We start from the raw sequence: 20,972 nt of genomic DNA on the forward strand, positions 1-20,972 counted from the left end.
TCCCCTACCCACATGTCACCAGCCAAGGAGCTGACCAGGATGCCGAGCCAGACACCGGCCGACGCCGGCCCCGCACCCACCGCCCCCCTCTCCCCCTCCACCTCCTCCTCCCCGGACTCCGGCCTCGTCGCCTCGGCCGCCGATGTCGCCAAGGTCGCCGCCGAACGGGCCGATGCGGCCGAGCGCGAGCGCCGGCTCTCCCCCGAGGGGGTACGGGCGATCCTCGACGCCGGGTTCGCCCGGCACTTCGTACCCCGCCGCTGGGGCGGCGACGCCGGAACGTTCGAGGAGGTCACCCGCGCCGTCGCCGTCGTGGGTGAGGGCTGTACCTCGACCGCGTGGGCGGCCTCGCTGACCGCCGCTCTGGGACGGATGGCCGCGTACCTGCCGGCGGAGGGACAGGCAAGGATCTGGGAGGACGGTCCGGACACCCTCATCGTCGGGGCGCTGATGCCGCTCGGCCGCGCCCGCCGGGAGGAGGGGGGCTGGCGGATCAGCGGCACCTGGCCGTACGTCAGCGTCGTCGACTTCGCCGACTGGGCGCTGGTCTGCGCGATGACGACGGACACCCTGCCTCAGGCGCGCTACTTCGCGCTGCCCCGGGGGAGTTACCGCACCGAGGACACATGGGCGTCGGTCGGGATGCGGGGCACGGGCAGCAACACGCTCGACGTGGCCGATGTCTTCGTTCCCGAGGAGCTGTCGTTCACTCGCGACGCCCTGGCCACCGGCACCCCCGACGCCGCCCAGTCGTCCGGCGGCGGGGAGGACACCGCCGCCTGCCACCGCGTACCGCTGAAGGCCGTGAACGGCCTCTGTTTCGCGGCTCCCGTGCTGGGCGCCGCGCGCGGCGCGCTCGCCGCGTGGAGCGAGGGCATCGCGCCCCGCTTCACCTCCGCCTCCAGCGGGCTGTCCGCCTCGGCGGCGTCCGCCTTCAGCCGGGCCGCGGCCGAGGCGGACACGGCGGCGCTGCTCCTCGACCGGGCCGCGCGGGTCGCCGACCACGGCCAGGTCGGCGCGCTCGACATCGCCCGCAGCGGCAGGGACTGCGCGGTGGCCGCGGAACTCGCCACCTCGGCCGTGGACCGGCTGTTCGCCTCGGCGGGCACCCGAGCCCACCAGGACTCCTCGCCGCTGCAACGGCACTGGCGGGACGCCCACTCGGCGGCCAGCCATGTGGTGCTGGGCTTCGAGAGCGCGGCGGAGGCGTACGCGCGCGAGGTGTTCCCGGTGGGCTGTTGACGCCCGGAGGGACGCGGTACGGGGCGGGCCCCGGCGGCTGGGACCGCCGGGGCCCGCCCCGTGCCGCGTCCGCGCCTACGCCCCGGAAGCGGCTCGCGAGGCGGCTCCGGTCACCGCGCCCGAACTCCCCTCGGGCAGCGTCACCGGCTCGCCTTCCGACGCCGTATCCGACGCCGGCACCAGCCCAGCCGCCGCCTCCGACCCCGGCCCCGGCGTGCCGCACCCCGCGCTCGTCCCACCGCACGGCTCGGCCTCCACCGGGGCGCCGGCCCTCGGGCCGGCGGGGCGGGCCGGGTCGCGCGGGGCCCCGCGCAGCAGACGGCGGGGGCCCGGGCCCTCCTCGCCCAGGACGTCGAAGGGGTTGGTCAGCGGGCAGTCGCTCACCGACAGACAGCCGCAGCCGATGCAATCCGTCAGACCGTCCCGCAGGGCCGCCAGCTGCTCGATGCGGGCGTCCAGGTCGGCGCGCCAGCGCTCCGAGAGCCGGGCCCAGTCGGCACGGTTGGGTGTGCGTCCCTCGGGGAGTTCGGAGAGTGCCTCGCGGACCGCGCCGAGCGGGATGCCCATGCGCTGCGCGACGCGGATCACCGCGACGCGGCGCAGCGTGTCGCGCGAGTAGCGGCGCTGGTTCCCCGGCGTGCGGCGGCTCTGGATCAGCCCCTTGGACTCGTAGAAGTGGAGCGCGGTGACGGCGACTCCACTGCGGGCCGAGAGCTGGCCGACGGTGAGTTCGGTGACGGAGTGCGCGGGGCGGGCGGTCGTCATGTCAGCTGGCCCGGACCAGCGAACCGTAGAACTGCTCCACCGTGGGAACACCGGTGGCCACGCGCTCGCCGTCGACGAAGACGGTCGGCACGCCGCTGACGCCCCGGCGCATGGCCATCTCCTCGTCGGCGCGCACCTCGCGCGCGTAGGCGTCACTGTGCAGCACGGCCTCGGCCGCCACCGGGTCCACGCCGGCGTCCTCGGCGACACGGACGAGTACGGCGGGGTCGGCCACGTTCTCCTGTTCACCGAGGTACGCGCGGAACAGCCGCTCCTTCATCGCGCCCGCCGAGCCGCTCTCGGCGGCGAGGTGGACGAGGCGTTGGGCGTCGAAGGAGTTGACCGGCCGGACGCCGGTGAGCCGGATGTCCAGACCTTCGGCGCGGCCGAGTCCCTCGATCTTCTCGAAGAGTTCGACGGTGGCATCCGCTTCGAGACCCAGCCGCTCCCGCATCATCTCGCCGAGCGTCGCTCCCGGGGTGCGGGGCTGCTCCGGCCTGAGTTCGAAGCTGCGCCAGACGATGTCCACCGAGTCGCGGCTCCCCAGGCGGTCGAGCGCCTTCTCGAGGCGCGCCTTGCCGATGTAGCACCAGGGGCACATGATGTCGGACCAGATCTCGATCTTCACATTCTCTCCGATCATGGATTCGTGTCGTGGATCCGCGTCGTGGTTCGTGGATCTTGTCCGTCCAGCATGAAACCTCGACCGAAGTAGAGGTCAAGGTGGAAATCAAGGCAGAAGTCACCACGACAAAGGCGCCGGCCTGCCCCCGGGGGGAGGGGCAGACCGGCGCGGAATGACGCTGGTTACTTGACGAGCGTCTTGGTCAGCGCGATCGGCTGGTCGGGCCAGCAGGCGAGCGTGCCCTCGGTCGGCCAGTTGACCGGCGTGAAGTTCCAGGTGAAGCCCGGGTCGTCGTGCGAGGTGCCGCCGAAGGCGGTCTCCAGGGTGGTCCGGGTGTACGGCGCCTTCAGCTTGAAGGTGACCTTGGGGAGGTCGAAGGGCGTGTTGGAGGCGTACGGACCCGCGGCGCGCAGCACGGCCTTGGTGCCCTCGACCTGGAGGGTCGGGGCGCCCGCCTCGTCGCCGCCGTCGACCTGGTAGGAGACGACCGTGGCGCCGGCCGGCAGCTTGAACTGCAGCGCGACGTTCTTGACCTCCTTGTTGTAGGCCGGGTTCGGGGTGATCGGCGCCGGGTCGAGCGTGACGTCGAAGGTCGCGCCGGGGCGGACCGTCGCGGGGGCGACGGCGTCCACGTAGGCGCTGTAGGCGAGGCCGGTCGTGGTGCCGACACGGCAGTCGAAGTAGGTCTTCACAGGCGCGGCGTGGGCGCCGGAGGCGCCGGCCATCAGACCGGTGAAGGCCAGCGGCAGGGCGAGGACGGCGGCACGAGTGCGCAGTGCGGGCATGTTCTGTTCCCTTGGTTCGGTGACGCGTGGATCGCGTCGGCGTCGTGATGGAGATGCGTGGATATGGATCAGCAGGGTGTGCTGCGGCGCCGCGTCCCGGTCAGGGAGCGCGCCAGAAGTCGGGGTGGTCGCGGTACCAGTCCACGACCGGCCCCAGCCCGCTCTCGAGCGACCAACGGGGCTCGTAGCCCAGCTCCTCGCGGATCTTGGAGTCGTCGATCGCGTAGCGGAGGTCATGTCCCTTGCGGTCCTCGACATGGCGCACCATGTCCCAGTCCGCGTCCAGGAGTTCGAGCAGTCGTGCGGTCATCTCCCGGTTGCTCAGACCGGTGCCGCCGCCGACGTTGTAGATCTCACCGGCCCGGCCCTTGGTGAGGACCAGGTGCAGGGCCCGGCAGTGGTCGTCGACGTGCAGCCACTCACGGACGTTGCGCCCGTCGCCGTACAGCGGCACCCGCTGCCCGGTCAGCAGCCTGGTGACGAAGTGCGGGATGAGCTTCTCGGGGTGCTGGTGAGGTCCGTAGTTGTTGGAGCAGCGGGTGATACGGACGTCGAGGCCGTAGGTGCGCTGGTAGGCCCTGGCGAGCAGGTCGCTGGACGCCTTCGAGGCGGCGTACGGGGAGTTGGGGAGCAGAGGGCTCTGCTCGGTCCATGTGCCGGCGTCGATGGAGCCGTACACCTCGTCCGTGGACACGTGCACGAACGTCCCCACACCGGCGTGCAGCGCGGCGTCGAGCAGCTGCTGGGTGCCCGCCACATTGGTGCGGATGAACTCGTCCGGTCCGGTGAGCGAGCGGTCCACGTGCGACTCGGCCGCGAAGTGGACGATCGCGTCATGGCCGGGCACGACCCGGTCCAGCAGGGCCCGGTCACAGATGTCCCCGTGGACGAACCGCAGCCGGGGGTGGTCCGCCGGGAGGTTCTCGCGCCGTCCGGCGTAGGTGAGCCGGTCGACGACGGTGACGGTGACGCCCTCGGACTCCGGGTAGCTGCCCTTGAGGACTTCGCGTACGTAGTGCGAGCCGATGAAACCGGCGCCGCCGGTGACGAGGATCCTCATGCGGCCACCTCGGCCTGGGTGTGGTCGCCGATGATCAGCCGCCGGTCGGCCGCCTCGCCGGTGCGGACCGCCGCGGACCTGCCGATGAGCGAGCCGGACAGCCCACGGACGCCGTGGATCGACACCCCGTCCAGGACGATCGAGTCGCGTATCCCGGCGTCCTCCAGCAGGCAGTCGCGGCCCAGCGCGGTGTACGGGCCGAGGGTGCTGTCGCGCACCACGCTGCCCGCCCCGATCACCAGCGGTCCGGTGAGCTGTGAGCGGACGACGACCGCGCCGGGTTCGATGACGACCGGCCCTTCGACGGTGCTCGCCGCGTCCACCTCGCCGGAGGTGCCGGGTGCCAGGTCACCGAGCAGCACCCGGTTGCACTCCAGCAGGTCGTCCGGGCTGCCCGTGTCCTTCCAGTAGCCGGTGTACTCGTCGGCGACGACGTCGTCGCCGCGCTCGACGAGGTACTGGATCGCGTCGGTGATCTCCAATTCGCCGCGGACGCTCGGCACAATGGCCCGGACCGCCTCGTGCACGGCCGAGGTGAAGAAGTAGACACCGATGACCGCGAGATCGCTCCGCGGCTGCTGCGGCTTCTCCACCAGCCGCAGGACCCTGCCCGTGTCGTCGACCTCGGCGACGCCGTACGCACGCGGGTCGGCCACCTTGGTCAGCAGCAGCTGGGCCGCCGGCCGGGTCTCGCGGAAGCGGCGGGCGGCCTCGGTGATGCCCTGGGCCAGCACGTTGTCGCCCAGGTACATCACGAAGTCGTCGTCGCCGAGGAACTCGTGGGCGATGGCGACGCAGTGGGCGAGCCCGAGCGGGGCCTCCTGGCGCAGATAGGTGACGTCGAGGCCGAGGGCCGAACCGTCGCCCACGACGGCCTGGATCTCGGCCGCGCGGTCGCCGACGATGATGCCCACGTCCCGGACGCCGGCGTCCCGGATGTTCTCCAGGCAGTGGATGAGGATCGGTTTGTTGGCGACGGGCACCAACTGTTTGGGCATGGAGTAGGTGAAGGGACGCAACCTGGTCCCCGTCCCTCCAGACAGAATCAGCGCCTTCATGGCAACCCTTCACTCGCCTTCGCCCGGGGGTTCTCCGTTACGGCTCGATTCTGGGAGCGGGCGCTCGAGAGCCGGTCCAATCCGACTGGACCCCCGCCGAGGCCGTATCGCGGCCGGAAAAAGGCGAGTTGGGCCCGGAAACGCCGGCAGGGGGCCGGCTCGGGGCCGGCCCCCTGTCGCGGCGGGGAGCCTCGGGGACGCGTCGTTGGGGAGTGAGTACGAGAGTCGGGTACGGGCGGGACGACGGGCAGGGACGGGGGAGGGATCCCCGCCCGTCAGTCCTTGGCCGTCGCGCTCGTCGTCTCGGGCTGCTTGGCCGCTCCCCCGGGACCCCCGGCGGGCGCCGCGCCGGGCCTCTTCTCCCGGGGGATGACGGCCAGTACGAGCGCGAGCAGCAGCAGCACACCGCTGACCACGAACACGGTCTGCATCGCCTCGGCCATGCCCTCGAGGAACGGCTTGGCCAGGCGCGGGTCGGCGTGCTCGAGGAAGGAGCTGTTGTCCAGCGGGACCGATCCGTCGCGGCCGTCGAGCAGCACCCTGTTGGCAGCCTGGCTCGCCACCGCGGGGTCGGCGGCGGCCGCCGCGAAGGCGGGGTCGGAGGCGGCGGCCCGGTACGCGGCGGCCACCTTCTCGCCCACCGCGCCGAAGAACATCGACAGGAAGACCGCGATGCCCGCCGTGCCGCCGATCTGCCGGAAGAAGGTGAACGACCCCATGCCCGCGCCCATGTACTGCGGCTCGACACCCTTCTGGATGGCGATCAGCATGACCTGCCAGCACAGTCCGATACCGACGCCCATCACACCGGCGGCGATGCCGGTCTGCCACAGCGGGGTACTGGCCGCGAGCGTCCCGAACCAGAAGGTCCCGATCACCATCAGCAGGACGCCGCCGACGAGGATCGCCTTGTAGCGGCCGGTCTTGGTCACGAAGGGGCCGCACAGCCGGCCCGCGGCGACGATGCCGAGCGTCTGCGGCAGCATCATCAGACCCGCCTGGGTGGGCGAGAGGCCCTTGACCATCTGCAAGTACAGCGGCAGGACGGACAGCGCTCCGAAGACGGCCGCGCCGACCAGGACGTTGACGCCGTTGTAGACGGAGAACAGCGGGTTGCGGAACATCGGGGTGGGCAGCAGAGCGGCGCCGCCGGCCCGCCTCTGCGCCAGCAGGAACAGCACGAGGCCCACCGCGCCCAGGGCGAAGAGCCCGAGCGTTCCGCTGTCCGCCCAGCCCCACTTGGGGCCCTGCTCCACCGCGAAGAGCGCCGGCAGCAGGCAGGCCAGGAGCGCCAGCAGGCCGAGGATGTCGAACTTCTGCGGCGTCCGGCTGGGCTGGATGCGGACGAGTGTTCCGATCAGCAGGGCAGCGGCGAGACCGATCGGCACGTTGATGTAGAAGGCCCAGCGCCAGCCCGAGGCGCCCGCGAAGCTGTCGAGCCCGGCGAAGAAACCGCCGGCGACGGGCCCGATGACGGCCGAGACGCCGAAGACGGCACCGAACCAGGCCTGGTAGCGGCTGCGTTCGGTGAGCGGCACCAGGTCGGTGAGGATCGCGAAGGCGAGGCTCATCAGACCACCGGCGCCGAGGCCCTGGATGCCCCGGAACACCGCGAGCGACGTCATCGACTGCGCGAGACCGCAGAGCACCGAGCCGAGGACGAAGACCGCCACGGCCGTGCAGTAGACGGGTCGCCGCCCGTAGATGTCGGAGAGCTTGCCGTACAGCGCGGTGGTGACCACCGACGTGATCATGTACGAGGTGTTGGCCCAGGCCTGTTCCGAGAGGCCGTTGAGGTCGTCCGCGATGGTGCGCAACGCCGCGGAGATGATGGTCTGGTCGAGTGCGGCCATGAAGAGGCCGAGCAGCAGACCCGTCATGATCAACCGGATTCTGCGCCGGTCGTCCGCGGAGAGGCCGGACCCGGGCGCGGACGCGTCCGGCTTGGCTGTGTCAGTCATCGGAGTTCTTCCCTTAAGTACGGCGGTGGAGGCTGTGCCATGACAGGTCCAGGCCACTGGGTCGGTTCAAGGATGAAACCTCGAGTGCGATAGAGGTCAAGCGGGATTGTGGGCGCCCCGCCTAGGGCTCGACTCGCGCTCGACTCGGACTCGCCCGCCGCACCCGCACCCGCACCGCACGTGGACCGCCGCCGCGCCCGCCTCCTCCAGTACCTCTCCAGGACGGCTCGACCCCGCCGCCCTAACGTCCGCGCCCATGAGATTCCTTTTCGTATCCGGAGGAAGCGCGGGAGCGGTCTTCCCGATCACCCCGCTCGCCCTGGCGGCGCGCAACGCCGGCCACGAAGTGATCGTGGGGGCGACCGAGAACGTCATGCCGCTGGTCGCGGCGACCGGACTGCCCGGCGCGCCGATCACCCCGCGGACCATGTTCGACTTCATGCAGCGGGACCGGCAGGGCAATCCGCTGGAGATCCCCAAAGACCCCCACGAGCGGAATCTGTTCAACGGGCGGGGCATGGCCCGGCTCGCCGTCGGCAGCATGGAGGGCCTGGTCCCGCTGGTGGAGCGGTGGCGGCCGGACGTCCTGGTGGCCGGCGCGCTGTCCTACGCGGCCCCGCTGGTGGCGCACCGGTTCGGCATCCCGTGGGTCCGGCAGGCCCTCAACATGGGCGAGCCCGCCATCATCGACCTCTCCGCCGCGGCCGAACTCGCCCCGGAACTGGCCGAGCTGGGCCTGGACGCCCTGCCGGCGCCCGACATGTTCGTGGAGATCTGCCCGCCCGGCGCCCGGCGCCCGGACGCGGGTCCGGCGCAGTTCATGCGGTACATCCCGTTCAACACCCAGCGCGCGCTGGAGCCCTGGATGTACACCAGGGGCGACCGGCCGCGCGTCCTGGTGTCGGCGGGCAGCCGGATCACCGCCGACTACGAGTTCGACGCGCTCAAGGCGCTGGTGCGGAAGGTCGCCGGGCTGGACGTCGAGCTGCTGGTCGCGGCTCCGCAGGAGATGGCCGACGCCCTGGGCGAGCTGCCCGACAACGTGCGCGCCGGCTGGCTGCCGCTGGACGTCGTCCTGCGCACCTGCGATCTGCTGGTCCACCGGGCCGGCGGCAACACCATGCTGCACGCCATCGTGTGCGGGGTCCCGCAGTTGGTCATCCCGGCCATGCCCAAGCAGGTCGGCATGTCGGAGCGGCTGGCGGAGTACGGCGCGGCCATCATGCTCACGCAGAACGTCGACGACTCCCCCGAGAACGTCGTCAAGGCCTGCCAGGAGCTGCTGGAGAACGCGTCCTACCGGACCCGTACCGAGGAGCTGAGCCGGGAGATCGCCGCCCTGCCGAGCCCCCACGATGTGACCTTGGCCATTGAGGAGTTGGTACGGGCCAAGTCCTGACAGGGGACATGAATCCCTCATGCTCAAGTCATGAACAAATCACTGGTCACGGGCCGTCTCGCGTCCTGAGAATCCAGACAAGGCACTGGGTCGAAGAGCCTTGCCCCCCACTCATGGATCGCTCATGGATCACTTCAGGGAAGGAACCGACATGCAGCACGTCCGCACGGCGGACCCGTACACCGCGCTCGCCGAACTGGGCCTGGTGTCTCCCGAGGGCGGTGCCGCGACCGCCGCCCCGGCGGCCACCCTCACGATCGAGGACCTGGACGCGGCGCCCGCCGACGCCACGGCCCTGTTCACCGTCTGCATCCTGGCGCCGGAGCCCAGCGAGCTCTGCGCGGCGTGACCGAGCAGGGGGGCCGGACGCCTGCGCACTCCCCCGGTGACGAAGGCCCCCGCATCGGCTTCAAGAGCCATCTGCGCGGCGTCGTCGTCCCGGGCGAGGCCGTCTATCTGGTCTCCGCCCGGGGGGTGTCCGCCGTACGCGGCGCACCCGCCGAGGCGCTGGCTCCCCTCCTCGACGGCACCCGCACCCTCCCCGCCGTACTGCGGGAGGCCGCCGAGGCACCGGGCTGCGACCCGGACCTGCTCTGGCAGGCGCTGCGCGACCTGTCCGGCGCCCAGCTGATCAGGACGTACGACTCCGGGCCCGAGGGCGCCGACGCCGTCGCCGACCCGGCCGCCGACGCCTTCTGGGACCTGGCCGCTGTGCCCGGCGGCCGGATCGGCGACGGGGGCCCCGCCGCCGTCCACCTCACCGTGCTCGACGACGGCCCCGTCACGCACGAAGAGGCGCGCGCCGCCTGCGCCGCCTCTGGTCTGCACGTCGTGGAGGACGAGGCGGACAGCACGTTCTCGCTGGTCCTCTGCGCGGACTACCTCGATCCCCGGCTGGCCGGGATCGACGCCCGGCAGCGTGCCGCGAAACGCCCGTGGCTGCCGGCGAAGCCCGGCGGCCCCGACATCTGGACCGGGCCCGTCTTCCGGCCCGGTGAGGGACCCTGCTGGTCCTGTCTCGCCGACCGGCTGCGCCACCACCGAGGCGGCGAGGCCCCCCTGCGGCGGGCCCTGGGGCTCGACGGCCCACTGCCGCGCCCCGAGACGTCGCTCCCGGCCGGCCGGGCGATCGGGTTGAGCGCCGCCGTCCTGGAGACCGCCAAGTGGCTGGCCGGGGTGCGCCACCGGTCCCAGGACTCCGTCCACGTCCTGGACACCCTCACGCTGTCCGGAGCGCACCACCCGGTGACCCGCCGGCCCCAGTGCGCCGCCTGCGGCGACCCGGGGCTCGTCGCCGAGCTGGTCCGCTCCCCCTTCGTGCCGGTCTCCCGTCCCAAGGCTGCGGACGCGGGCAACGGCCACCGCGCCCTGACGCCCGCCCAGATGCTCCAGAAGTACGCCCACGTGGTGGGCGGCGTCACCGGTGTCGTCCGCGAGCTGCGGCGTGATCCGCGCAGCCCCGCCTTCACCGAGAGCTATCTCTCCGGCCACAACCTCGCCGTCCGCTCGCACACGCTGGCCGGGCACAGCGCCGGGCTGCGCGCGCTCAGCGGCGGCAAGGGCCTCACCCCGGACGAGGCCAGGGTGAGTGCCGTCTGCGAGGCCGTGGAGCGGTACAGCGGCTCCCGTCACGGCGACGAGCCGGTGGTCCGGGACACCTTCCGGGCGCTCGGCGCCTCCGCCGTGCACCCCGACGCCTGCCGGCTGTACGACCCGCGCCAACTCCGCGACCGGGCCCGCTGGAACGCGTCCGGCTCGCCCTTCCAGTACGTCGGCCGCCCCTTCGACGAGGACCGGGTCGTCGACTGGACTCCGCTCTGGTCGATGACCGAGGGCGTCCACCGGCTCCTGCCGACCTCCCTGCTCTACTACGACGCCGATCCCTCCGCCCCGCTGCGCGCGGACTCCAACGGCAACGCCGCGGGCTCCAGCAAGGAGGACGCGTTCGTCCAGGGCTTCCTGGAGCTGGTGGAGCGCGACGCCGTCGCCCTGTGGTGGTACAACCGCACCCGCGCGCCCGGCATCGACCTCGACTCCTTCGCCGAGGAGTGGATCGAACGCCTCCGCACCGGCTACCGCTCCGTCGGGCGGGAGATCTGGGCGCTGGACCTGACCTCCGACTTCGGCATCCCGGTCGTCGCGGCGCTGTCCCGCCGGACCGACAAACCCGCCGAGGACATCGTCTTCGGCTTCGGCGCCCACCTGGACCCCCGGATCGCCCTGCGCCGCGCGCTCACCGAGATGGGGCAACTGCTCCCGGCGGTCGCCGAGGTCCGGTCCGACGGCTCGGGCTACGCCATCGACGACCCCGAGCCACGGGCCTGGTGGGCCGGGGCCACCCTCGCCGACAATCCGTATCTCCAACCCGACCCGGCCCTTCCTCCGAGCTCGCCCGGCACCTGGTCCTACACACCCCGCCCCGACCTCGCGGACGACGTCGCCGACCTCACGGCCCTCGCGCGCGGGCGCGGTCTCGAGGTGCTCGTACTGGATCAGACCCGGCCCGACATCGGGCTACCGGTGGTGAAGGTCGTCATGCCGGGCATGCGCCACTTCTGGCCGCGGTTCGCCCCCGGCAGGCTCTACGACGTGCCCGTCGAGCTGGGCCGGCTCCCCGGGCCCACGCCGTATGAACAGCTCAATCCCGTACCGCTGTTCATCTGACCCGGGACCGCGCCGACCGTCCCTCGCGGCACCGCGCCGGTAAGGGACGCTCGGCATGAGTGCCGCTGACGTCGGCACCCCTCGCTGAGGTATCGTCCCGGTATGCTCGATCAGTCTCCGCAGAGAGGCCATCACGCCCGATGAACGCAGGTGATCGGTCCGGCGACGAGTCGGATTCACCGGCCCCGCCCGTCGTCCGCGAAGACTCGGACGTACCGGCCCCGCGACTGGCACGCATCGTCCTGCTGGCCGCCCTGGCCGGCTACTCCCTGATCACCGTTCTCAACATCATCAACGAGGACCTGCCTCCGGCCGGTCTCGTCGTGGCGCTCGCCGGCCTGGCCGGTGTCCTCGCCCTCCAGGTCGCCCACTCGGCACCCGGCGCCCGTCATACCCCTGCCCTCCGGCGCGCGTTGACCCTGTCGCTCCAGGCCGCTCTCACCTACGGCCCGCTGGCGCTGTTCCACACGGCGTGGGGAGCGATGGGCGGATTCCTCGCCGGCTCGGTCCTCCTGCTGCTGCCCGGCCGGGTCGCCTGGCCGCTGTACGGGATGATCGGCCTGTCCATGTTCTCGTACAGCCTCCTCGGGGACCGCTCGCTGCTCGACAGCGCCTACCTCGCGGAGTCGACGCTCGTCACCGGTCTCGTCGTGTTCGGTCTGAGCAGCCTCACCGGGCTGGTGAACCGGCTGCACGCCAACCGCGCCGAGCTGGCCCGGCTGGCCGTCGCGGGCGAGCGGCTGCGCTTCTCCCGCGATCTGCACGACCTGCTGGGCTACAACCTCTCCGCGATCACGCTAAGGACCGAACTGATCCGGCGGCTCGCCCCCGACCTGCCCGAGCGGGCACGGGAGGAGGTGGAGTCCGTGCTGTGCCTGTCGCGGCAGTCGCTCGCCGACGTCCGCAAAGTCGCCACCGGCTACCGGGACATGTCGCTGCGCCAGGAGGCGGAGGTCACCCGCTCCATGCTGGAGGCGGCCGAGATAAAGGTCGAGACGCACATAGCGGTCGGGCCGCTGGCACCCGAGGTCGACACGGTGCTCGCCACCGTGCTCCGTGAGGGTGTCACCAACGCCCTGCGGCACAGTCATGTGCGGCAGTGCCACATCCGTGCCACCGAGAAGGACGGGATGGTCACGCTCTCGCTCGGCAACGACGGGGTGACCACGGGGGACGACGCGCCGGGCCCGTACGGCGACGGCGCGAGCGGCAGCGGACTGCACAACCTCGCCCATCGGCTCACCCGCATCGGCGGGAGCCTCACCACGGAGCTGGGCGACGACGGCTGGTTCCGGACAACCGCACGCGTCCCGGCCGGTCCTTGACCCGGACCTGACCCGATTCGGACCACCACCGATCCGGCCACGCGGTCTACGTCACGGCCGGGAACCGCCGGTTCGTGAAAGGATCAATCCGGGTTTGTTGTGATTCCGGGGGGAGCCTGAGAAGTGATACGCATACTGCTGGCCGAGGACATGCACATGGTCCGCGGAGCCCTGGTGGCCCTGCTGACCATGGAGGACGACCTCGAAGTCGTCGCCCAGGTCGAGCGCGGGGACGAAATCGTGCCGGCGGCGCTGGAACACCGCCCCGATGTCGCCATCCTCGACATAGGGCTTCCCGGGCTCGACGGGTTGAGCGCCGCGGAGCGCCTCGCCGACGAACTCCCCAGCTGCCGCACCCTGATCCTCACCAGCCTCAGCCGCCCCGGTGTCCTGCGCCGGGCGCTGGCCTCGAAGGTCGCGGGCTATCTGCCCAAGGACGCCCCGCCGCAGGAACTGGCCGAGGCGGTACGCCGGATCGCGGCCGGCCACCGGGCCATCGACTCGCAGCTGGCGCTGGCTGCCTGGGACAGCCTCGAAAGCCCGCTCACCGAGCGCGAACACGAGGTGCTGCGGCTGACCGCCGAGGGCAACGAGGCGCCGGAGATCGCCGCCCGGCTGCATCTGTCGGTGGGGACCGTGCGCAACTACGTGACCTCGGTGGTCACCAAACTGAACGCCCGCAACCGGGTGGACGCGGTGCGCATCGCCCAGGAGTCCGGCTGGCTGCTGTGAGGGCGGGCAGCCCCACCCGCCCGCCACTCCCCCCACGCCCTCCTTGTCGAGGCCGCCGGCTCACGCGCTCCGGCCGAGGGGCCGCAACCCCCTGGGTTCCGCGTCCAGTTCACCCGCCAGTACCGCCTGGTGCAGCCGCTGCAGACGCTGGGAAGGCTCCACGCCCAGCTCGTCGATGAGCGTTCTGCGCAGCTGCTGGAAGACGTCCAGCGCCCGCCACGCACCGCCCGAGCGGTACAGAGCGGTCATCAGCTGAGCCGTCAGGTTCTCGTTCATCGGATGCTGGGCGACCAGCATCCGCAGCTCGGCGAGGAGCGAGGAGTGCCTGCCCAGGAGCAGATCCGCTTCGATGCGCTGCTCCAGCGCGCGCATCCGCTGCTCGTCCATGCCGAGGATCTCCATCCCCAGTACGCGCCCCACCGGCACGTCCACCAGCGCGGGCCCGCGCCACAGGGCCAGCGCCCGGCCCAGTACGGCGGACGCCGCCCGCGCGTCACCGGCCTCCAGGGCCGCGGACCCCCGCGTGGCGAGGTGCTGGAACTCGCGCAGGTCGCTGGTGTCCGGCCGCAGGGCGAACTGGTAGCCGCCGAAGGAGGTGGTGAGGACGTCCTTCGCGGTTCCCCGCCGGCCCCCGCGCAGCCCGGCGGACATCATCCTGCGCAGATGCAGGATGTACGTCTGCAGCGTCGTCGCCGCGCTCTTCGGTATCGCGTCCCCCCAAATCTCTTCCATGAGCGTGGGAACCGTCACCACGCGCCCCGCGCGGATCGCGAGCAGGGCGAGCAGCTGACGCGGTTTCCCGGCGCTGGGAACTATCGACTCCCCGTGCAACCGGACTTCCAGCGGGCCCAGAATCCCAATGTCCACGACACATCCCCCAGAGACGTCTGACTGACCGTATCGATCTGACCGGTGTGGCCATATCCGACGATCGCATCCCGTCCCTCTGGCACCCAGTGTCACGGTCATGGATTGGGGTGTGAGGATCTCACTCGAGTGGAATTCAAGCCGCCCTCCAGGCCGGTCCGACCCTTCAGCCGGCGGCGGAACGCAGCCCGGCGGGTGAGTCACCGCAGGTCAGACGCATCTGGGCGGCCGCGTGGTGCGCACCGATCCGGGAGGCGTCCCCCCAGTCCCGGCCACGGTCCAGGAGGCGGACGGTGAAGGTGTCCGAGCGGGTGGGGTAGCTGCCCACCGGGACCAGGGTGCCGCGGTGGATTGTCTGCCGAAGGCCGAAAATCGCGTATGGCGAGCCGTCCGACAGGACCTGATAGACCGTGGGATCACCGGCCGCGTCCCGGGCCCGCGGGGGATGCGGAACGTAGATCGCCAGCGCGCACGAGGTGTAGCCGTCGCCGATGCGCCAGGACCAGATGGCAGCGTTGTCACGGTCCGCCGTGGGACTGCCCGACATCGGGATCGCGGAGAAGCGGCCGTCGCATCCGGCGCCCTCGAACCCACCGGACGCGACCGTGTACCAGCCCGCGTCACCGTTCGAGAAGCGCCCCTCTTCCCGGTAGTGGCCGCCCGAGCAGCCCGGGCCCGCCCACACGTCGTAGCGCGCGGGCGGGGACGTGGTCGGCGCACTGGGCGGGGACGGGGACGCGGGCGAGGAGGGAGAGGACGGGGAGGCGGAGGCGGAGTCCGACGGCGTCGGGAACGCCGTCGGCGCGATCCTCGTCGGCGCCCCGCCGCGCCCCGGATCGTCCCGTCCGGCCGCCTGGTCCGACTTCTGCTCCTCGCCGCCCACCAGCGACACCGCCGCCACCAGACAGCCCGCCGCCGCCACGACTCCCGCTATGAGCAAGGTCTTTCGGGCGCGGCGCGGCGGTGGAGGGGGGTCCGGGCTCCAGGGGTCGTCTCCGCACACGGGACAGACCATCCCCGGCAGCGGACCCCTTCGGCCACGTCCGCAGCACCTTTCACATGCCATAACAGGCCACTATGCAGGACGGGGCACAGCCCTGGGGAGTATCAGCGCAGTTCTTCCGGACAGGCAGTGCCGCGCGGGAAGAGCTTGTACGGTGCCGCCAGCCGGTACACACCGGGCCTGGGCGCCAGCAACTCCGTCCACTCGTCGCCCTGCGCGTCCTCCTCCGCCTTCAGCAGGCAGCCGTCCTTGTTCACGAAGGTCTTCGGCACGTCGTCGTCCGTGCGCGCCTTCGACGCCTCGGTCTCCTGCGGCGGCTCGACCTTCTTGCCCTCGTCGTCGAGGAGCGCCAGCCAGGGCGAGTACGGAACGCGGATCAGGACCCGGCCCGGCGACTCCAGCCGGATCGTCACCTCGTTCGCGCCCGCCCGGTCCACCTTGGCGGGCGGTGCGGCCAGCGGCGTCGGGTCGGCGACCGCGAACAGCCGCCAGTTGGCGTCCGACCAGACCTGCTCCAGGTACGGCAGGCCGTCGGCGACGAGCTTCGCCTCCTGTTCGGCTCCCGAGTCCGGCGCGCCCGTCGGCAGCACCACGTAGTGGACGGCCCAGCGGGACAGCCACTCCTGGTACGCGGCGGCGTTGAGCGTGTCGTCGTAGAAGACCGGGTTGCGCTCCATGTCCGCCTGCCGGTTCCAGCCCCGGGCGAGGTTGATGTACGGCGTGAGCGCGGACGCCTCGCGGTGGCTGCGGGCGGGGACGACCTCGACCCGCGCCTTCTCCGCGCCGCGCACCTGCAGCTGGTTGATCAGCGGCGCCGCCTCGCGCGCCCAGGACGCGTCCGGCGCGGTGCGGACGACGTCGTCGACGCCCTTGAACCCGATCCAGAGGTTCAGTCCGGCGAAGGCCAGCACGAGCGCGTACCACCCGCGCGAGCGCGGGGCCGTGTACGGCAGCGCCGCCAGCAGCACCACCCCGGCGAAGAGCATCGGCAGCCGCGAGACGTTCGAGCCGATCTGCGAGTCGATCAGCCAGGTGAGAAGCGTCCCGAGCGCGTACACGGCGGCGGCGGTGCGGACCGTGCGCCACTGCGCCGGTACGAGGACGAGGACGAGGACCCCGAAGAGGAACGGCAGCACCGTCGAGCCGAACGACATGGGCTGCGTACCGGAGAAGGGGAACAGCCAGGCGGAGAGCGCCACGACCGCGACCGGGGCGAGACCGAGGGCATACGCGCCCGGGCGCCGCTTGTTGAGGAACAGCGCGGCGGCGACCACGCCGAGGAACAGCCCGGCGACCGGGCTGGAGGCGGTGGCCAGTCCCGCGAGCGGCGCGGCCGCGGCCGCCTTCGCCCACCGTTTCGTACGCCAGCGGTGCGGCCAGCAGAAGACGGCGGCCACGGCTCCGAGCGCGAACATCATCCCCAGGCCGAAGGTGACCCGGCCCGACAGCGCGTTGCACAGCAGCGCGAAGACCCCGGCCAGGGAGCACGCCAGCGGATTGCGGACGGCCCGGACCCGGACCAGGATCAGCGCGGTGAGTCCGGCGGAGACCGTGCCGACGGCCATCATCGTCGTACGGACCCCGAGCAGGGACATCAGATACGGCGACACGACGCTGTACGAGACGGGGTGCATTCCGCCGTACCAGGCGAGGTTGTAGGCGGAGTCGGGGTGCCGGCCGACGAATTCGGCCCAGGCGTCCTGGGCGGCGAGGTCGCCGCCGCTGTTCGCGAAGACGAACACCCACAGCACGTGCGTCAGCGCGGCGAGGGCCGTCGCGACCAGAACCGGATGCCGGAGCCGTCCCCACCGGCCGGCGGAAGCGGCCGGGGCGGGCACCGGCGGCCGCTGGCCCGGAAGGTGTATTCGCGGGGGGAGGCCGACGTGGGGCGCGGGTGCGGGTACGGCGGCGGAGCCGTGGGAGATGGGTACGGCGCCCGGCCCGGCTTCCGTCCCGTCCCCGGCGCGTGTCGGCTCAGTGGTCGTCACTGCGGCTCACTCCGTCTTGTCCCGGTACTCCTGAAGGGGACGCCGTCCCCGCGTGCGGAGTTGCCCGGGAACGCTAACAGCCGGGCGCCCCGGATTCCGGGGCGCCCGGGAATGTCAGCCGATGCGGGTCAGCTTCGTGTCGAAACCGGGCTCGACCAGCTCGCGCTGGAGGGCGACGGGCGCGGCGACCTTGCCCGTGCCCGTACCGATCGAGATCTCGCCGACGACCGTGCCCTTCTTCGCGGCGTGGGGGATGCCCTTGCCGCCGTCGGTCAGGGTCAGGTCGACCTTGAGGCCCGGCCAGCCGATCGCCCTCAGGTCCTTGGTCGCGACGATGGGGGTCTGCCCGCCGAGGCCGTCGTCGATGTGACCGACGACCTGACCCTTCTTCACGACGGCGTCGGAGGTGACGTCCCGCTGGGCGGTCTGGATCAGCTTGAGGCTGTTGTCGATGGCCAGCTTCAGCTTCAGGCCCAGTTCGGGGGCGTCCTTCGCGCCCATCACCACACCGATGATCCTGCGCTCCTTGCCGTCGACGACCGTGTCGGCCGACCACAGGAGGTTGCCGCCGGCCGGGGTGGACGAACCGGTCTTGATCCCCTTCACGCCGGGCTCCAGCAGGATCGTGTTGTTGTTCTCGATCCGCTTGGGGATACCGGGGATGGTGAGGTTCGGCATGTCGACGATCTCCCGGAAGACGTCGTACTTCATGACGGCCTTGCCGAGCTTGATCTGGTCCTGCGGCGTGGAGACGGTCGTCGACTTGAGGCCACTGGGGTCGGTGTACGTCGAGCCGGTCATGCCGAGGTCCTTGGCGGCGTCGTTCATCTTCTTGACGAACGCGGCTTCCGTGGTGGCGTCCCAGCGGGCGAGCAGCCGTGCCACGTTGTTCCCGGACGGGATCATCAGCAACTGGAGCAGCTGCTTCTCGGTGTACTTCTCGCCCTTGCGGATGGGGGCCGTCGACTCGGCGGCGCGCTTGGCCTCCTCGCCGGCGGTCTTGTCGACGGTGATCTCCGGGCCGGTCCCCTCGCCCTTGATCGGGTGGTCGCGGAGGATCACGTACGCCGTCATGGTCTTGGCGACACTGGCGATCGGCGCGGGCTTCTGGGCGCCGTAGGTGCCCATGCTGCCGACACCTTCGACCTCCACGGCGCCCTGCCCCTCGGCGGGCCACGGCATCTTCAGCTCGCCGCCCTCGAAGGTGTACGAGGGCGCGGCGGTGAGCGAGAGCTTGGGCGCCGGGAGCGGGCGCACGGTCTGTACGACCGCAAAGACGATCAGCAGCAGGACGACGAGCGGCGTCCAGATCTTGAGGCGTCGCACGACCGTCCGCACCGGCGTCTGCGGCGGGGGCGGAGTGTTCGTCAGCTCGGCGAGCAGATCGAGCGGGGGCAGCGGCGGCATCGGCTGCTGCTTGGTCCGCTCGGCCTCGCTGAGGGAGGCGGGCGCGCCGGAGGGCGCGGGGGCGGAGATCCGGACGGGTGCGGGAGCCGGGGCCGGAGCGGTGGGCGGGGTGGCCCGGGTGGTCGGCGTCCGGGGCGTGTCCGGCTTCAGCGCGATGAACTTGCTGGTGCGCTCGGCGTCCGACTCGGGCGTGGGGGCCGGCTTGGGCGTCGGCTTGGGCGTCGGCTGGGGCGCGGCCTTCGGCTCAGGCTTGGCTTCCGGCTTGGCCTCCGGGTGCGGGGCGGGGACCTTGAGGGTGGTGGTGGGCTGGTCCACGGCCGAGGGCCGCACGGCCTTGAAGACGGCGGTGGCCTGGTCCATACCGGCCTTGGGCTTCTCCGCCTCGGGCTTGAGCGTCTCAGCCTTGGGCTTGTCCGCGTCGGGCTTGGGCGTCTCAGCCTTGGGCTTCGGCGTCCCGGCCTTGGGCTTGTCCGCCTCGGGCTTGGGCTCGGCCTTCGGCTCGGGCGTCTCCGGGCGCTTGGCCGGGGCCGGGACGACCGGGGCGGCGTCGGCGGAGGGCGTGGCGGCACGATCCTGCACGGACGTATCGCCGGCTTCCTCACCCTTGCCGGAATCACCCGATGTGCCGGGATCAACCGATTGAGCCGACTGGCGGGACGCGACCGGCTCAGCCGCCCCCTCGCCCTGCCCCTCGCCCTGCCCCTCGGCCTTGGTGTCCGCCTTGGTGTCGGCCACCCCGGCGTCCGTGTCGCTGTCGCCGGCGGACTCGCTGCCGGCCTCGGTGTCGGTGTCGGTGTCCGCCGCGTCGGCGCTCTGCACCCATGCCGCGACCGCCGCCCGCAGGCGCACGTCGCCCTCGGTGCTCCCCGACTCCGTCCCCGGCTCGGGCGTGCGCGGGGCGACTGCCTTGAAGACGGCCGTCGGCTGGTCCGTCTCGCGCTCACGGAAGACGGAGAGCCGCGGGTCGTGTTCGCCCGGAGTCGTCTCCCCCGAGGACTTCTGCTGCTCCGACTTGTCGGGGGACTCGCCCGCCACCGTGCCTCCTTCATGAGTCATACGTTTAGGTTCGGCGCTGTCCGAACCATCTACCAGTGTCCTGTGTGAGCGCTTGGCCCCCGTGCTAGACGAGAACGACATACCTGCCGGTTCCCGTGCAAAGCACCCAGGCGCTCTCGACAGACCAATGTGAGAGGGGTCACCCTGTCATTCATCCACGCGGGGAGGCATGGATGGGCAGGAGCCGCAGAACAATTCCGGAGGAGCTTCTGCTGCTCGCTCTGGACCCGGCCACGGGTACCACAGCGCAGCCGCAGTCGCTCGACCTCGGCCTCGCCGGGGCTCAGCTAGTGGAGCTGGCTCTGGCAGGACGGATAGCCCCTGACGGGGATCGTATCGCCGTGGTGATGCCACGGCCGACCGGAGATCCGACTCTGGACTCCGCACTGGAACTGCTGCGCAGGCGCGGCAGCCCGGTACGGGCCGTCCACTGGATCGGCGGGCCCCGACTGGGGCTGCGCCAGATTTACCTCGCTCATCTGGAGCGGTGCGGCATGGTGCATGCCGTGGCGGGCCAGATGTGCGGAGTGCTGCCGACGACGCGCTACCAGGCGACGGAGACGGCGATCAGCCGGGACATCAGGGCCCGGCTGGACAGTGCGATCCGCACCGGCGTACCGCCGGACCCGCGGACCGCGGCGCTTGCCGCACTGGCCCACGCGGTCGGTCTCGGCAAGCACCTGTATCCCGGCAACGAGGGACGCTCATCGCGTTCCCGGCTCCGGGACCTGATCAGGCACGACCCGATGGGCGGTCTCGTCGCGCACGCCGTGATGGACGTCCAGAACGGTGTGGCGGCACAGCCGCGCCGCAGCCCCGCCCCGGGCGGTGGCCGCCAGGCAGCCGTGCCGATGCAGGAGCGACCGCGCCACGGAACCATGGCACGGGTCGCCGCGCACTGAGCAGGGCAGTACCCGTACACCGGCACCCCTGTGTACGCCAGCACGACGCACACCGCACGATCCGCCGCGCCGACGTCGTCCCCACGACCCGGTCCGGGAGCCGCACAGAGCGCGCGGGGCAGCCGCACAGGCC

The 20,972-nt window shown here is 71.8% G+C and carries 17 protein-coding genes; 7 read left to right on the forward strand and 10 right to left on the reverse strand.

Going from position 1 to position 20,972, the window contains the following annotated elements; genetic code table 11:
* The first annotated feature begins 12 nt into the window (after positions 1-12).
* Positions 13-1,242, forward strand: a complete 1,230-nt coding sequence (locus ACZ5VC_RS21015) for an acyl-CoA dehydrogenase family protein (protein WP_469121534.1) — start codon at positions 13-15, stop codon at positions 1,240-1,242.
* A 75-nt stretch (positions 1,243-1,317) separates the two neighbouring features.
* Here ACZ5VC_RS21015 and soxR read toward each other — a convergent pair whose 3' ends face one another.
* From soxR to ACZ5VC_RS21045, 6 genes are all read right to left on the reverse strand, one after another.
* Positions 1,318-2,007, reverse strand: a complete 690-nt coding sequence (gene soxR / locus ACZ5VC_RS21020; protein ID WP_469121535.1) for a redox-sensitive transcriptional activator SoxR — start codon at positions 2,005-2,007, stop codon at positions 1,318-1,320.
* Position 2,008: 1 nt separating this feature from the next.
* Positions 2,009-2,650: a DsbA family oxidoreductase gene (locus tag ACZ5VC_RS21025; RefSeq protein WP_469121536.1), complete on the reverse strand. Its 642-nt coding sequence runs from the start codon at positions 2,648-2,650 to the stop codon at positions 2,009-2,011.
* Positions 2,651-2,814: 164 nt separating this feature from the next.
* Positions 2,815-3,417 (reverse strand): hypothetical protein, encoded by a 603-nt coding sequence (locus ACZ5VC_RS21030; protein ID WP_469121537.1) that lies wholly within the window; start codon positions 3,415-3,417, stop codon positions 2,815-2,817.
* A gap of 100 nt (positions 3,418-3,517) precedes the next feature.
* Positions 3,518-4,477 carry a dTDP-glucose 4,6-dehydratase gene (gene rfbB, locus ACZ5VC_RS21035; protein WP_469121538.1) on the reverse strand — a complete coding sequence of 320 codons (960 nt, stop codon included), beginning with the start codon at positions 4,475-4,477 and terminating at the stop codon, positions 3,518-3,520.
* A complete protein-coding gene (locus ACZ5VC_RS21040) occupies positions 4,474-5,535 on the reverse strand; it encodes a glucose-1-phosphate thymidylyltransferase (RefSeq protein WP_469121539.1) in 1,062 nt (353 codons plus the stop codon). Before ACZ5VC_RS21040 ends, rfbB begins: the two co-directional genes overlap by 4 nt.
* 275 nt (positions 5,536-5,810) lie before the next feature.
* A complete protein-coding gene (locus ACZ5VC_RS21045) occupies positions 5,811-7,496 on the reverse strand; it encodes an MDR family MFS transporter (RefSeq protein ID WP_469121540.1) in 1,686 nt (561 codons plus the stop codon).
* A 256-nt stretch (positions 7,497-7,752) separates the two neighbouring features.
* Here ACZ5VC_RS21045 and ACZ5VC_RS21050 point away from each other — a divergent pair, with 256 nt between their 5' ends.
* The 5 genes from ACZ5VC_RS21050 (at position 7,753) to ACZ5VC_RS21070 (ending at position 13,616) form a co-directional block, all read left to right on the forward strand.
* Positions 7,753-8,895 carry a glycosyltransferase gene (locus ACZ5VC_RS21050; protein WP_468710502.1) on the forward strand — a complete coding sequence of 381 codons (1,143 nt, stop codon included), beginning with the start codon at positions 7,753-7,755 and terminating at the stop codon, positions 8,893-8,895.
* Positions 8,896-9,046: 151 nt separating this feature from the next.
* Positions 9,047-9,244 carry a hypothetical protein gene (locus ACZ5VC_RS21055; RefSeq protein WP_469121541.1) on the forward strand — a complete coding sequence of 66 codons (198 nt, stop codon included), beginning with the start codon at positions 9,047-9,049 and terminating at the stop codon, positions 9,242-9,244.
* On the forward strand, positions 9,241-11,559 hold the full coding sequence (locus ACZ5VC_RS21060) for a TOMM precursor leader peptide-binding protein (RefSeq protein ID WP_469121542.1): 2,319 nt from the start codon (positions 9,241-9,243) through the stop codon (positions 11,557-11,559). Before ACZ5VC_RS21055 ends, ACZ5VC_RS21060 begins: the two co-directional genes overlap by 4 nt.
* A gap of 140 nt (positions 11,560-11,699) precedes the next feature.
* A complete protein-coding gene (locus ACZ5VC_RS21065) occupies positions 11,700-12,884 on the forward strand; it encodes a sensor histidine kinase (RefSeq protein ID WP_469121543.1) in 1,185 nt (394 codons plus the stop codon).
* A 123-nt stretch (positions 12,885-13,007) separates the two neighbouring features.
* Positions 13,008-13,616, forward strand: coding sequence for a response regulator transcription factor (locus tag ACZ5VC_RS21070; protein WP_468710508.1), 609 nt, complete (start codon positions 13,008-13,010; stop codon positions 13,614-13,616).
* Positions 13,617-13,676: 60 nt separating this feature from the next.
* On the opposite strand, the gene ACZ5VC_RS21075 is transcribed toward ACZ5VC_RS21070, so the two are convergent.
* The 4 genes from ACZ5VC_RS21075 to ACZ5VC_RS21090 form a co-directional block, all read right to left on the reverse strand.
* Positions 13,677-14,483, reverse strand: coding sequence for an AfsR/SARP family transcriptional regulator (locus ACZ5VC_RS21075; RefSeq protein WP_469121544.1), 807 nt, complete (start codon positions 14,481-14,483; stop codon positions 13,677-13,679).
* Between the two features lie 166 nt (positions 14,484-14,649).
* Entirely contained in the window at positions 14,650-15,423 is a 774-nt protein-coding gene (locus ACZ5VC_RS21080) for an adhesin (protein ID WP_469121545.1), read from the reverse strand.
* Positions 15,424-15,590: 167 nt separating this feature from the next.
* Positions 15,591-17,474, reverse strand: coding sequence for an MFS transporter (locus ACZ5VC_RS21085; RefSeq protein WP_469121546.1), 1,884 nt, complete (start codon positions 17,472-17,474; stop codon positions 15,591-15,593).
* 114 nt (positions 17,475-17,588) lie between these two features.
* The gene (locus tag ACZ5VC_RS21090) at positions 17,589-19,937 is read right to left on the reverse strand and encodes a D-alanyl-D-alanine carboxypeptidase family protein (RefSeq protein ID WP_469121547.1); all 2,349 of its coding nucleotides are present in this window, start codon (positions 19,935-19,937) and stop codon (positions 17,589-17,591) included.
* A gap of 173 nt (positions 19,938-20,110) precedes the next feature.
* Between ACZ5VC_RS21090 and ACZ5VC_RS21095 the strand changes: the two genes are divergently transcribed.
* Positions 20,111-20,839 (forward strand): GOLPH3/VPS74 family protein, encoded by a 729-nt coding sequence (locus ACZ5VC_RS21095; RefSeq protein ID WP_468710513.1) that lies wholly within the window; start codon positions 20,111-20,113, stop codon positions 20,837-20,839.
* The last annotated feature ends 133 nt before the right edge of the window (positions 20,840-20,972 follow it).

The organism is Streptomyces sp. NPDC033174, from assembly GCF_055577795.1.